The organism is Micromonospora sp. NBC_00421 (genome assembly GCF_036017915.1).
Taxonomy (GTDB): domain Bacteria; phylum Actinomycetota; class Actinomycetes; order Mycobacteriales; family Micromonosporaceae; genus Micromonospora.
Genome location: NZ_CP107929.1, coordinates 4,621,228 through 4,635,550, shown reverse-complemented (window position 1 = coordinate 4,635,550; position 14,323 = coordinate 4,621,228). Strand labels below are relative to the sequence as shown.

The following is a 14,323-nucleotide window of genomic DNA, read 5'->3' as shown; positions in this document are numbered from 1 at the left end:
GTCAGAGCAGCAGGTCGAGCAGGAGGACGCCGGCGAAGCCGACCACCGAGATGATCGTCTCCAGCACCGACCAGCTCTTGATGGTCTGCCCCACGGTCAGCCCGAAGTACTCCTTGACCAGCCAGAAGCCGGCGTCGTTGACGTGCGAGAAGAACAGCGACCCGCAGCCGATGGCCAGCGCCAGCAGCGCCACCTCCGGGCGGTCCAGGCTGGCTGCCAGCGGGGCGACGATGCCGGCGGCGGTGATGGTGGCGACCGTCGCGGAGCCGGTGGCGACCCGGATGCCGACGGCGACCAGCCAGCCCAGCAGCAGCGGGGAGAGATTGGCGTCCTTGGCGGCGTCGGCGACCAGGTTGCCCACCCCGGCGTCCACGAGCACCTGCTTGAATCCGCCACCGGCGGCGACGATCAGCAGGATGCCGGCGATCGGCGGCAGCGAGCCGCCGAGCACCGAGGAGACCTGACTGCGGCTGAAGCCGGCCTGGTAGCCGAGGGTGAACATGGCGACGATCACGCCGGCCAGCAGCGCCACGATCGGGGTGCCGACGATGTCCAGTGCCTGCCGGGCGAAGGTCCCCTCGGCCAGGGCCAGTTCGCCGACCGCGCGCAGCAGCATCAGCACCACCGGCAACAGCACGGTGAGCACCGCCGGCCAGAACCTCGGGGCACGCCGGGCGGTCTCGGTGCCGCTGTCGTCGACCGGGGCGCCCGGCCGACCGGTGCCCGGGTTGACCAGGTCGTCGTCGGTGAGCAGGTCGCCGTCCACGTCGTCGGCGGGTCGGCCACGTCCGGCTTCCGGGCCGCCGGTTCCCCGGCCGCGTTCGGCGGCGGGGGCGTCCGGGCTGCCGGGTCCGCGCCGGCCGCCGCCGCCGGTGGCCGGCTGCCGGGTGGGCAGCAGTGCGGCCGGGGCGGTGGCCGGCACGTACCTGGCGATGAAGTTGCCGAACACCGGGCCGGCGATGATCACGGTGGGGATGGCGATGATCAGGCCCAGACCCAGGGTGAGGCCCAGGTCGGCGTTGAGCGAGGAGATCGCCACCAGCGGCCCGGGGTGCGGTGGGACGAGGCCGTGCAGCACCGACAGGCCGGCCAGCGCCGGGATGCCGATCTTCATCAGCGGTACGTCGGTGCGCAGCGAGACAAGCAGCACGATCGGCACCAGCAGCACCACGCCCACCTCGAAGAAGAGCGGCAGGCCGATCAGCGCGGCGACCCCGGCCATCGCCCAGGGCAGGGCGGAGCCGGAGACCCGTCCGACGACCCGGCTGACGATGCCGTCGGCCCCACCGGACTCGGCGAGCAGCCCACCGATCATCGCGCCGAGCGCGATCAGCAGACCCACCCCGCCGACGGTGGAGCCGACGCCGGCGCTGAACGAGCTGATCATCTTGTCCGGGGCCATGGCGGCGACCACGCCGAGCACCGCCGCACCGAGGATCAGCGACAGGAAGGGGTGCACCTTGCCCCAGGCGATGAGCAGCACCACCGCGGCGATGCCCAGCAGGGCGGCCACGACGAGCTGGGCGTCACCGGCGCTGGTGGCCGGTTCCGCCGGTGCGGCGAGGAGAGCGAGCACGGTAATCACGACCTTCGGACGGCGTCCGACCCGGGAGGGGACGGGCGATCACATGGGTGCGGGTGTGGGTGGTGGCTCCGCCGGCAGGCTGGGCGCCAGCCGGCGCAGCGACGCGAAGGTGGGCACCAGCGCGTCGTACAGCTCGGAGTGCAGGGGGAGCAGGGCGGCGTAGACGGCGGCGGAGGCGGGCTCGGGGCGTACCGTCTCGTCGATGTGCACCAGGTCGGCGGCGACGTCGATGGAGTCGATCAGGCCGAGCGCCTGCATGCCGAGCAGCGCCGCGCCGAAGCTGGAGCCCTCGTGGCCGGCGGGGAACCGGACCGGCATGCCGAGCGCGTCGGCGAGCATCTGCCGCCACAGCGGGCTGCGGGCGAAACCACCGCTGGCGCGGACCTCGCGGACCTCGTTGCCGGCCGCCCGGACCGACGCCAGGACCAGGGCGAGCTGTTGGCAGACCCCCTCCAACGCGGCCCGGACGAGGTGTTCGCGGCGGTGCCCGTGGGTCAACCCCACGTACGCCCCGCGCGGCAGCGAGCTCCAGTGCGGCGCCCGCTCGCTGAGCAGGTACGGCAGCATGATCAGCCCACCGGAGCCGACCGGGGCGGTGGCGGCCAGCGCCAGCAGCTCCTCCTCGCCGTGCTCGCCGAACTCGGGGGCGAGCGCGTCGCCGGCCCACTGGAGCACGATCCCACCGTTGTTGATCGCCCCGCCGACCACCCAGCGGTCCTCGGTGAGCGCATAGCAGAACACCCCGCCGAGCGGGTCGACGGCGGGACGTTCGACGGCCACCCGCATCGCCCCGGAGGTGCCGATGGAGCAGGCGACGACGCCGGGGCGTACCGCGCCGAGACCGAGGTTGGCCAGCGGGCCGTCGCCCGCGCCGACCACGATCGGGGTGTCGGCGGGCAGGCCGGTGGCGATGGCGGCGCGGGCGGTGAGCCCCGGCAGCACGGTGGTGGTGGGGACGAGCTGGGGGAGTTGCTCCTCGGTGATCCCGGCGATCCGCAGCGCCTGGCCGTCCCAGACGAGCTGGTGGATGTCCATCAGACCGGTGGCCGAGGCGACCGAGTGGTCGGTGACCAGCGCGTCGGCCAGCCGCAGCAGCACGTAGTCCTTGATGCCGACCCAGTGCGCGACCCGCTCGTGCAGCTTCGGCTCCTGCTCGGCGTACCAGAGGAGTTTGGGCAGTGGGGCCATCGGGTGCACGGGGGTGCCGGTGCGCCGGTGCAGGGCCAGCCCCCACGGGGCGGCGCGCAACCGTTCGGCCTGGCTGCTGGCCCGGGAGTCGGCCCAGGTCACCGACGGGGTGAGCGGTACGCCGTCCGGGTCGAGGCCGATCAGGCTGTGCATCGCGGTGCTGAACGACAGGCCGGCGATCCCGTCACCCAGCTCGGTGACGACGGTGCGGATCGTCTCCACCACCGCGTCGAAGATGAGCTGCGGATCCTGCTCGGCGTAGCCGGGGTGCGGCTCTTCGAGCGGATAGCCGACGGAGTGGCTGGCGAGCTGGCGGCCCTCGGTGTCGTACGCCACGGTCTTGGTGCTTGTGGTGCCGATGTCGACGCCGAGCACCAGGTGGCGCTGGTCCGGGCCGGTCACAGGTCCCCCTTGGCGTCGGTGGTGCGGGCGCTGCGGTGCGGACCCGGCTGCGGCTGACGTTACCCATGGACGCCCCACCCCGCATGGCGTCGGGCCGGAAGGTGAACCGGCGCGGCGTGTGCCGCCTTCATCGGAATCCATCCCCCGATCGGGTGGTAAATCCGCATTACCGGTCCGTCGGGCTCGTCGCTGCCGTTGAGCCGGGTGAACACCCCGGTTGGTGGCTCGCGCGGCGGAGGGATCGGCGTGGCGATGACTGATTCGACGGGTTCCACCTGGCGCTACACCTGGGCACGCCAGCAGAACGAACGGCGGCGGCGGGCCTTCCGCACCGTCGAGCGGGCCTGGCGACGCCGCGACGACGAGCTGCGCCGACTGCGCGCACTCGCCGTCGGCCTGCGGGGCACGGCGGCGGCCGGCGTCGGCCTGCCGCTGGCACTGGGCCCGGGTGAGGCCGTCCTCGCGACGATGCCCGGCGCGCAACTGGTCGAGGTCCGGCACACAGGCGTGCTGCCCGCCCCCGACCTGGTCGTCGAGCCGGACTGCGGGCGGTTGCGCCACCGGCTGCCCGACGGGGTCCGGGTCACCGACGCCGGCATCGCGGTGGTCACCAACCGCCGGTTGGTCCTGGTCGGCGGGAGGGGCCGGCGCGACTGGGCGTACGGGAGGATGACCGGGCTGCTGCACGACCCGGCGGCGCCGGTCACCCTGATCCAGGTCCTGGACCGGCGGCAGACCTCCGGTGTGCTGCTGCCGCCGGGCGCGACGGCCGAGTTCCGGTTCGTGCTCACCCTGGCCTTCGCCGACGCCATCGAGCAGCGATCCGCCGTCCTCGCCCAGCTCGACGAGCTGATCGCGGCGCACGCCGAGAGCGCGCCGTTCCGGCCGGCGATCGCCACCCCCGCGCAGGCGCGGATCAGCGCCCGCGTCCCCGGCGGTCGCCGTACCGTCGCGGTGGCCGCCGCGCTGACCCTGGTGGTGCCGGCGGTGCTCGTCGAGTCGGATCCGCCGGTGACGCCGGAGGTGGCGGCGGCGGCCACCGCCGCGCCCGCGCCCGTCCCGTCGCGCACCAGGCCGCCGTCGCCGACACCGCACCACCCGTCCCCCTCGCCGTCGGTGGTGCGGGAGCGGCGCTGCGGGGCACCTGCCAACCCGATGGGGTACGACTACTGCGGCGGCGACCGGGTCCGCGAGCCCGACCACCGGGTCTGCGACTGGTTCGACTGCGTGCCGGAGTTCTGGGCCGGGCGCGGCTACCTGGTGCTGTGCCGTGACGGCGCGGTCAGCCTGACCGGCGGCCGGCCGAAGCCCTGCGCCGGACACGACGGGGTACGCCGCACCGTCGACCGCTGACCGCCCACCCAGGGGCGCTCGTTCGGGCGGACCGGAGTGGCGGATGTCAGGCCCCCGGTCGTCGCCGGCACTCCGGCCCACTGGTGATCTGCCGCCTGTGGGCGGGTGACGGTCGGCCCTACCGCCCGAACACGGATCGTCACATCGGTGTCCGATTGTGTGGGAATTCAGGCATAGCTCCTACCTGGTTGTGTTTTTCATCGACACCCATTCAATCGATGGATAGCTTCTTGGGCGGAAGCTTGTCGAACGGCAATTGACTCACGGGGGAGTCGATCATGCACAGGACAATCGCCGTCAATAATGGCGTTGCTGCCCGCTGCCCGTTGTGGGCCGGCGTCGCCCACGACCGGCCGCCGAAAGCGTCGCCATGCGGATAACGCCGGCAACCTGGACCGCCAATGGTCTGCTCGACAGGCCACACCGCACAGCTCCGACACCGGACCGTCGCTGCTGACCCTCTCTGGGGGCGGCTCGATGCCGTCCTGAGCAGGTCCGGCCCGCTTTCGCCGACGTCATCCGCTGCTAATACCGCACCCTGTGTCGTCATCGCCAAATCGGCGATCGGCACCATATCCGCGCGCCAATTTCCGGCCGTTTTCCCGGCCGGTGGGGCGCAATTACCGCATGGCTTCGACCACGGGAATCCCTCCCGTGGAGAACATAGGGAGAATTGATGGGTAAACGCACCACGACCGGGGGAGTGGCAGCCACCGTGCTGGCCGCCTCGATGGTCATCGCCCCGGTCGGCGGTCCGGCGTCCGCCGCCCCGCCCATGTCCGCCGCCCCGCCCATGTCCGCCGCCCCCAGGACGGACACCTCGCTGGTGTCGCCCAGGTCCGGCAAGAACGTCTGGCTCTACGACAGCCCGACCCGACGCACCGCCCGTGCTGCCGCGGGGGCAGCGCCCGTGGTGCCCAAGGGCACCCTCACCGACGAGTACTACCTCGGTGCGGCCACCAACGTCCTCCGCTACGCCGGCGGCACGTACGACTCGCAGACCGGCTTCACCAAGTTCGGACAGCGCTGGTACAACCCGGCTCAGGGCCGCTTCACCCAGCAGGACAACCTCAGCTTCATCGGCAACCCGAAGCACGGCAACCGGTACGCCTACGCTGCCTGCAATCCGACCAACAATATCGATCCCACTGGAGCGGCTTCAGAGTGTTTCGTGGCGGGCATGCTTCTCGCGGTCGGAGTCGTTGGGCTTGCTGCAAGCTCGGTTGCGCTGGTGGGAATCACTGCCAGCACTGCAGCTATTCAGGTGGCGGCAACCCTGGTAGGTTTCGAAGTCTCCGTATTCTCGCTGCCTTTTGGCATCGACGCAGTTATGGACATGTGTTGAAGGTATGGAGGAATTCGTGGGAAATCGTGCCAGGGGCCGCCTCGACTGGAGGGTCGGCGCGGCAACGGCAACGCCATTTCTCGGCGCACTCTCCGCTGCCGGGGTTGCTCTCCTGGCTGATGGCATCGACCCTGCAGCGAGATACGTGGCAATCGCGCTCAGTGCCGCCTGCCTCGTGCTCGGGTTGTTGATGATCGTCAAGCGACGGCGTTAGCCTTCAGGTCCAATCGGTCGCTTCCCAGCACGATGGGGCACTCCTGCCACGGGGGAGTGCCCCATCGGCGTGGCCTGCCGTCTCCATGTTCGAGGGCTGGAACGGCCGTCGGTAGGCCGGGGAAGACCGGTGCGGGTGAGAAGGTCACAGGTTGCGGTCGTGCTCGCCATCGTGGCCGCTCCTGCCGTCTGGCGCTCGCGCTGCTTGTCACGCGGCGGAGATGACCACCCGGGGCTTGGGCTGACGAGAGAGACGAGAGAGCGGCATGGCAGAGGGCGCCAGGAAAGCGGGCGGTCGGCCCGAGACGGTACTCATCGTGCTGTTGCTGGTAACCGGCGGAATCGGGTTGTCCGGTCGATGGTGGCCGGGTGCCGTGTTCGCGTTGCTGGTGGCGGTCCTCCTGCTGATCCGAGTCGCTGTACGTCGTCGCAGCGGCTGACCGCTGACCTGCTCTGCATCCGGGCCGTCCATGGCATCCAGCCGTGGGTGGCCCCGGGTGCGCCGTGCAGGAGTGGACCGGTGTGCCGCTGGCCGTCCGGGTGGTGGCGGGGCCGTCGCATCATGTACGGCGTGATCCATCTCAAGCGCAAGCAGCGCAAGAAGAAGCGCGACTGGTGCGACGTCGACTGCGACGTCTGCGACTGCGACGGCCTGCCCTGCTGTGACTTCGGCCTGTTCTCGTTCCTGCTCACCCTCGGCGCGACCACGGCCCGGGTGAGCCGGGTACCGGTGGTGGACCGGGCGGGCCGCGCGGCGATCCTCGGTTACCGGCGGTGGTTGTCGCACCGCTGGCCGGGCCGGTGCCGCTACACCCCGACGTGCAGCGCGTACGGCCTGACCGCCGTGGAGCGGTACGGCCTGGCCGTCGGCGGGCGGATGGCGGCTGACCGGTTGCGTCGTTGCCGGCCGGGTGTCCCACGCGGCACCCACGACCCGGTCCGCTGACGAGTCGGCGGGGTCACGACGTCACGTCCCGGTAGACCTCGACGTCGTAGATGAGCCGGACGGGCTCGCCGTTCGTGGTGCCGACGAATTCCGGTTCCCGGGCGGGGGTGCGCCCGCGCCGCCACACCTCGGCGCGGGCGGCGTCGCGGGATTCGCGGTGGACCTTCCCGGCAGCTCCACCACCCGCCGCGCGGTGTAACGGTCGCTGTCCAGCTGTATCCGCATCAATGGCACGTGGCGCCACAGTCCTTCCTGGGGAACGCCACCGCCTGCCGGAAGGCGGTGGGCTCATCCGCCTTCCTTGACATGGCTCAGTTGCCTTAACAACGTTAAGTCAACTGAGCACGGTACTAGGCTCGTGCGGGTGGAGGCGACTGGATTGAGCGGAGCACCCGCCGAACGGCAGGGTGGCCGGTCCGACGGCAGGGCCGGCACGGTCTGGTTGCGCGCGGAGCCGGCCCGCAACCGCCGGGCCACCCCGTTGACCCGGGAACGGATCGTGGCGGAGGCCGTGGCCCTGCTCGACCGGCACGGCGTGGACGGGCTGACCATGCGTCGGCTGGCGGAGCGTCTCGGGGTCACCCCGACGGCCCTCTACTGGCACGTGACCACGAAGGAGGACGTCCTCGACCTAGCCGTCGACCAGATCTTCGGCGAGGTGCCGCTGCCGGCCGAGAACGCGGTGGTCACCGACGACCCGGCCGGGGGCCCGCTGATCGCCGCCGGCGCCGACTGGCGCGACGACATACGCACGCTGACCTCCGGGTGGCGGGCGGCCATGCTCCGCCACCCCTGGGCGCCCAGCCTGATCGGCCGGCCCATGCTCGGCCCGCACGTCCTCGCCCGCACGGAGTTCCTGCAATCGGCACTGGTCCGCGCCGGGTTCACCGGCGTCCACCTGGCCGTGGTGACCCGGCTGGTGGCCAACTACGTGATCGGCGCGGCGCTCACCGAGGCCACCTGGCGGCGGACCGACGATCCCGAGGTACGCGCCGACGCCCGTCGCCACCTCGTGGCGAACCCCGCCGCCTATCCCACCCTCGTCGCCTCCGGCCACCTCGACGACACACGGTGGAGCGACGACGACCTCTTCCTCCGGGGCCTCGACGCGATCCTCGCCACCGACCCGGGACACTGACCCCACCCGCCGACCCGGTCCGCTCCGGTGCGCTAATCGGCTCGCCTGCCGCCGGGGTCGCCGTTACCGTCCGGGCATGTCCCGCACCGTGCGCCTCGTCCTGATCGACGCCACCGGCCGGATGCTGGGCGCGCTGCCCGACTTCGCCGTGCCGGTGCCCTGGTGGCAGGACGCGGCGGCGATCGTCGCCGGTGCCCGCGCGGCGTACGGCGTCGAGGTGACAGTGCTGCGCTTGCTCGCCGGGCAGCGCGACGGGCCGCCCGGGGGCCAGGTCAGCTACCTGGCGGAGGTGGCCGGGCCGGTGGGCGTACCGCTGCTGCCGGCGGGGGCGGCGGAGCCGGCGGCGCATCCGCTGCGCGCGCCCTACGCGCAGCCGGGCGGGCCGGCGGCGAGCCTGGCCTGGGCCGCCGGGCAGCTCGACCGGTTGGGCCGCCCGGCGACCCTGGTGACCCAGCAGCGCACCTGGAACCTGTCGGCGATCTGGCGGCTCGACGGGCCGCGCGGCACCGCCTGGCTCAAGCAGGTGCCGGTCTTCTTCCGGCACGAGGCGGCGGTGCTGCGGCTGTTGGCCGACGACCCGGCCACGCCGACGCTGCTCGCCGCCGCCGACGAGGGGCGGATACTGCTCGACCACGTGCCGGGGGAGGACCGCTACGGGGCCGATCCCGCCGAACGCGCCACGATCGCCGCCACCCACCACGCCCTCCAGGTACGCGCGGTGCCCACCGCCGACCGGATCGTCGCCGCCGGGGTACCGGACATGCGCGGCGTCGCCCTGGCCCGGTGGATGCGCGCGACCCTCGCCCCACATCCCGCCGCCGACCCGCTCATCGCCGGGTTGGAGGCGCGGCTCGACGAGGTGGCCCGGTGTGGGCTGCCGGACACCCTCGTGCACGGCGACCTGCACCCCGGCAACGTCCGCTCCGACGGGTCGCGACACACCATCATCGACTGGGGTGACTCGTTCGTCGGGCACCCGGCCTTCGACATCCTCCGGCTCACCGAGCGGATGCCCGCCGAGCCGGCCGCCGCCCTGGTCGCCGACTGGTGCGCCCGCTGGCGGGCCGACGTGCCCGGCTGCCGGCCGGAACGGGCGGTGGCGCTGCTGCGGCCGGTGGCCTGGCTCCGGATGGCGGCGGTGTACGCGATGTTCCTCGCCGGGATCGAACCGAGCGAACGGATCTACCACGCCGACGACCTGCCGGAAAACCTCGCCCGAGCGGCGGCCGAGCCTGGCTGACAGTCGCTGCGGGCGGCGATCGGGGACGCGCCGCGCCCGGCGGCCGAGGTAGGGGCGGACCGGGCGGCGGAACCTCACTCCGGCCGGTGGCAGACCGCCTCGACGTTGTTGCCGTCCGGGTCGCGGACGAACGCGCCGAAGTAGGTCGGGTGGTATTCCGGCCAGAGCTTCGGGGCGTGCAGCACCTCGGCACCGGCGGTCACCGCCGCGTCGTGGAAGGCCAGGACGGCGGCCCGGTCGGCGGCGGTGAAGGCGATGTGCGCCTCGTGCGGCGGGCCGGGCGTGGTGGTCGGGCTGAGCCAGAAGTCGGGCCGCTCGACGCCGTAGCCGACCACGTCGCCGAACTCCAGCATCCGGCGGGCGCCCAGCGGGGCGAGGACGGCGTCGTAGAAGGCCAGGCTGGCGGGGATGTCACGGGCCTGGATGCCCAGATGGTCGAGCACTGTGGTCTCCCTCGATGTGGTTGCCGGCCCAGGTTAGAACGGCCCTACGACACGGTCGGGGTGAAGAATGCCGACCGGAGGTCCCGTCCGGGAGGAATTCGCCGGTAGGGTGCCGGGGACCGCCACAGCCAGCAAAGGTGCCGCATGCTCCCCCGCGCCACGTCCGACACCGAATCACCCGCGCTGATCCTGGAGCGCACCACCGCGCTCGTCGACTACCTGATGGCCGTCCGTGCCCAGTTGGAGAAGCCGGTCCGGACGGTGCCCACGACGGACGCGTTCTGGCAGCACGACCTGCCCGACCACCCCGACTGCCAGGTGGGCGTCTCGGCCGACGGGGTCAGCTGGTTGCAGGTCGGACTGCCGGCGGCGCCCGGCCGGCTCAAGACCCCGGTGGAGTTGGTCCCGCACCTCGCCGGCACCCCGTCCTACCCGGCGGAGCCGAGGCTGACCGGTGACGAGGAGACGGTCGCGCGGTTGACACCCCGCTTCGCGCAGTGGCGCGAGCAGGACTGGCGACCCTGGGCCGAGCAGGCCGCCCGCACCGACCGGGTACGCCAGCTGCACCGTGCCCTGTTCGACCTGATGCACCGGGTCGACATGAGCGCCGCCAGCCACGAACTGGTCTGGGGGCACGGCATCGTCCGCACCGAGGTCGACGGCCAACGGGTGCAGTACCCGCTGGTGGTGACCCCGGTCGCCGTCGAGTTCGACCCCGACCGGTCGGTCGTCCGGGTCGTACCGCAGGGGCCGGCGCGGTTGCAGACCGACCCGCTGACCGGCCTCGACGAGCGTTACCTGCGGCAACTGCTGGCCCTGGCCGGGGTGGGCGGGCAGCTCGACCTCGACGTCTGGGCGGAGGAGGACCGGCGGGAGTTCTTCTCGCGGGCGCTGCGCCGGCTCGGCCACGACCCGGTGCTGCGCGACGCCGGCGCACCGGCCCCCGCCGGGCCGTACGTGCACGACACCGGGGTGCTGTTCGTCAGGCCCCGACAGCGGATGCTGCGCCGGTTCCTGGAGGAGTTGCGGGCCCGGTTGCTGGCCGGCGACACCACAGGCATCGGCGCGCTGGCCGCCATCCTCGCCCACGAACCGAGCCGGCTGGAGATGCCGCAGGACCAGCCGCAGCTGTGGCAGCCGCTGGGTGAACGGCTGCTCATGCCGCTGCCCACCAACGAGGCACAGGAGTCCATCGCCCGCCGGCTGGCCCAGCACCGCAACGTCGCCGTACAGGGGCCACCCGGCACCGGCAAGACGCACACCATCCGCAACCTGATCTGCCACCTGATGGCGCACGGCAAGCGGGTGCTCGTCGTCGCGCAGAAGGAGGACCCGCTGCGGGTGCTGCGCGACGGTCTGCCGCCGGAGATCCAGCCGCTCTGCCTGGCGGTGCTCGGCCGCTCCGCCGACCAGCTCGTCCAGTTGCAGCTCGCCGCCCGGGAACTCTCCGACCGGGGCGCCACCCTGGACCGTCGTGCCGAGCAGCAGCGGGTCGACCGGCTGCGCCGGCAACTGGAGGAGGCCGAGCGGGACCTCGGGCTCGCCCTGGCGGGCCTGCGCGCGCTGGCGGAGAACGAGTCCGCCCGGTACGAGATCGACGGCATCCGGCTGTCCCCCGGTGACGTCGGCGCCTGGCTGCGGGAACGGGCCGACCGGTACGGCGACATCCCCGACCCGCTCGCCCCCGACCTCGACGCCCCGCTGACCGGCGAGGAGTTCAGCGAACTGCTCGACATCGCCCGACGTACCGGACGGCAGGACCGGGCGCAGGCGCTGCGGCAGCTGCCGACGGCGGCCGACCTGCCCACCGCCGAGGCGATCCGGGCCGACCGCCGCGAGCTGACCGAGACCCGGCGCGAGCTGGACCGGCTCGCCGACGCCGGGGTGCTGGTCGCCGAGGTACGCGCCGTCGGGCAGCCCGCCCTGGAGGAGCTTGGCGGGCAACTGCGGGAGGCCCTCACCCAGCTCACCGAGCGGGAGGGGGCGTGGACCGACCGGCTCGGCACCCTGTTGCAGGCCGACGCCAACTGGCGGATCCGGTGGGAGGACCACGTCGCCGCCAGCCAGCAGGCGCTCGCCGACCTGGCCGCCGCCGCCCGGGTCATCGCCGGGCACGAGGTCACCGTCGCCGACGCCCACCTGACCGAACCACGCCGGTTGCTGGCCCTGCTCGACGAGCTGCGGCAACGGTTCGCCGCCGGCAAGGGCGTCAGCAAGCTGTTCCAGGGCACCCTGGCCCGGATCGCCACCGACTGCCGGATCGACGGCGAGGTGCTGCGCAGCGCCGACGACGTCGACATCGTCGTCGCGTACGTCACCCGGCGTCGGCTGCGGCAGGCGCTGGCCACCCGGTGGGCGGAGTGGCGGACCCCGCTCGGCCTGCCCGCCGAGGTCGGCGACGAGCCGGAATACTGGACCGGCCAGCTGCTCACCGCCGCCACCACCGCGCTGGACTGGGACCGGCGGCGTTGGCCGACCCTGCTGGGCACCGTCCGCCGGTTGCTGCCGCGCGCCGAGCACACCATCGACGTACGCCGGCTGACCGCGCTGATCGCCCTGCTCGGCCGGGGTACGGCGGTATTCGTCCACGACGAGCTGGTGGCCGAGGAACGCCGGCTCGACGCACTGCTCCAGCACGGCATGGCCAGCCCCGCCGCCAGCGACCTGTGGCGGCTGCTCGACCACAGCTACCAGGGCGACCTCGACGGCTGGGACGCCCTGCTCGACGAGGTACGCCGGCTCGCCGCCCTGCGCCCCGAGGCGCAACGCCTCGCCCAGCTCACCGACAGGCTGCGACCCGTCGCCCCCGACTGGACCGCGCAGATCGAGGAGGGCACCGCCGCCGCCCTGCACGGCACCGGCGCACAGTGCCTCGACCGGTGGCGGTGGCGGCGCGCGCAAACCTGGTTCGACCAGGTCGTCGGCAGCGTCGACCCGGTCGCCCTGGGCCGGCGCGTCGACCGCACCCGGGAACGCATCCGGCAGCTCACCAAGGAGCTGGTGGTCGCCTCCTCCTGGTTGGAGGTGTCGCTGGCGCTTGACGACAGGCGGCGGGCCGCCCTCGCCGACTGGACCACCGCGCTGCGCAAGATCGGCAAGGGGACGGGGAAGAACGCCGCCCAGTGGCAGGCCTACGCGCAGAAGGCGATGGCCGCCGCGGTGGACGCCGTACCGGTCTGGGTGATGTCGGTCGACCGGGCCATCGAGCAGTTCGCCGGGGGTGCCCGATTCGACGTGGTCATCGTCGACGAGGCGTCCCAGGCCGACCTGTTCGCGCTGCCGATCCTCAGCCTCGCCGAACGGGCCGTCGTGGTCGGGGACGACCAGCAGATCGGGCCACAGCTCTCCTTCGTCGGCAGCGTCACCGGCCTGATCAACTCACACCTGGTCGACGTGCCGTCGGCGGAGCACTTCGATCCGGAGAGCAGCCTCTACGACCACGCCGTCCGCCGCTCGCCCGAGCGGATCCTGTTGACCGAGCACTTCCGGTCCGTACCGGCGATCATCGGATTCTCCAGCGACACCTACTACGGCGGCGAGATCGAACCGCTGCGCACCGACCGGCCCGCCGGCATCGGCGACCCGGTCGTCGCCGTGCACGTGCCCGAGGGCATCCGCCAGGACCTGCCCACGTACGGCAACGTCAACGTCGCCGAGGCCGAGGCGCTGGTCGCCCGGGTCGCCGCGATCGTCGCCGACCCGGCGTACGCGGGGCGCAGCATCGGCGTGGTCAGCCTGCTCAGCACCAGCGGGCAGGCAATCTACCTGCTGTCCCGGCTGCGCGAGGAGATCGGCGAGGAGGAGATGGAGCACCGCCGGCTGCGCGTCGGCGACCCGTACACCTTCCAGGGCGACGAACGCGACGTGGTGCTGGTGTCCACCGTCGTCTCCCCGCACAACGGGGTGGTCTCCGCCTTCACCAAGCGCGACCATCACCGCCGGGTCAACGTCGCCGCCTCCCGGGCCCGCGACCAGCTCTGGGTGTTCCACTCCGTGCAACCCGACGACCTGCGCGACGACGACGCCCGGGGGCTGCTGCTGCGCTACTGCCAGAACGTCAACACCGCCGAGGAGTCCTACGACGACCTGGAGAAGCGTTGCGACAGTGATTTCGAACGCGAGGTGCTGCGCCGGGTGTTGCGCCGGGGGTTCCGGCCGTTGCCGCAGTTCCGGATCGGTTCGTACCGGATCGATTTCGTGCTGCCCGCGCCGGACGGGCGGCGGCTGGCGATCGAGTGTGACGGGGACGCCTACCACGGGCCGGAGCAGTGGGAGAGCGACATGCGCCGGCAGGCGGTGCTGGAACGGGTCGGCAACTGCGTCTTCGTGCGGATCCGGGGCAGCGTGTTCAGCCGGGATCCGGAGGCGGCGCTGGCACCGTTGTGGCAGCGCATCGAGGAGTTGGGCATCGGGGGGAGCCGGACGGTGGAGGCGTCCTCGTTCTGACAACCGCTTCCGGCTGACGCCCCT

General features: G+C 72.7%; 9 protein-coding genes. 6 read left to right on the top strand and 3 right to left on the bottom strand.

The features are described from left to right. Position 1: 1 nt before the first annotated feature. Both OHQ87_RS19350 and OHQ87_RS19345 read right to left on the bottom strand, forming a co-directional pair. A complete protein-coding gene (locus OHQ87_RS19350) occupies positions 2-1,576 on the bottom strand; it encodes a GntT/GntP/DsdX family permease (protein ID WP_328339772.1) in 1,575 nt (524 codons plus the stop codon). Positions 1,577-1,624: 48 nt separating this feature from the next. Beyond that, positions 1,625-3,175, bottom strand: coding sequence for a gluconokinase (locus OHQ87_RS19345; RefSeq protein WP_328339770.1), 1,551 nt, complete (start codon positions 3,173-3,175; stop codon positions 1,625-1,627). A 246-nt stretch (positions 3,176-3,421) separates the two neighbouring features. Here OHQ87_RS19345 and OHQ87_RS19340 point away from each other — a divergent pair, with 246 nt between their 5' ends. The 5 genes from OHQ87_RS19340 to OHQ87_RS19320 all read left to right on the top strand — a co-directional run bounded on the left by OHQ87_RS19340 (position 3,422) and on the right by OHQ87_RS19320 (position 9,410). Beyond that, entirely contained in the window at positions 3,422-4,528 is a 1,107-nt protein-coding gene (locus tag OHQ87_RS19340; protein WP_328339768.1) for a hypothetical protein, read from the top strand. Between the two features lie 676 nt (positions 4,529-5,204). Continuing rightward, positions 5,205-5,873, top strand: a complete 669-nt coding sequence (locus OHQ87_RS19335; RefSeq protein WP_328339766.1) for an RHS repeat-associated core domain-containing protein — start codon at positions 5,205-5,207, stop codon at positions 5,871-5,873. Positions 5,874-6,648: 775 nt separating this feature from the next. After that, positions 6,649-7,032 carry a membrane protein insertion efficiency factor YidD gene (gene yidD / locus OHQ87_RS19330; protein WP_328339764.1) on the top strand — a complete coding sequence of 128 codons (384 nt, stop codon included), beginning with the start codon at positions 6,649-6,651 and terminating at the stop codon, positions 7,030-7,032. Positions 7,033-7,396: 364 nt separating this feature from the next. Beyond that, complete coding sequence (locus tag OHQ87_RS19325) at positions 7,397-8,170, top strand: TetR/AcrR family transcriptional regulator (protein WP_328339762.1); 774 nt, start codon at positions 7,397-7,399, stop codon at positions 8,168-8,170. A gap of 76 nt (positions 8,171-8,246) precedes the next feature. Continuing rightward, entirely contained in the window at positions 8,247-9,410 is a 1,164-nt protein-coding gene (locus OHQ87_RS19320) for a phosphotransferase family protein (protein WP_328339760.1), read from the top strand. 74 nt (positions 9,411-9,484) lie between these two features. Here the strand turns inward: OHQ87_RS19320 and OHQ87_RS19315 are convergent, their stop codons facing one another. Continuing rightward, on the bottom strand, positions 9,485-9,853 hold the full coding sequence (locus OHQ87_RS19315) for a VOC family protein (protein WP_328339758.1): 369 nt from the start codon (positions 9,851-9,853) through the stop codon (positions 9,485-9,487). Between the two features lie 144 nt (positions 9,854-9,997). Between OHQ87_RS19315 and OHQ87_RS19310 the strand changes: the two genes are divergently transcribed. After that, complete coding sequence (locus OHQ87_RS19310) at positions 9,998-14,299, top strand: AAA domain-containing protein (protein ID WP_328339756.1); 4,302 nt, start codon at positions 9,998-10,000, stop codon at positions 14,297-14,299. Positions 14,300-14,323: the final 24 nt, after the last annotated feature.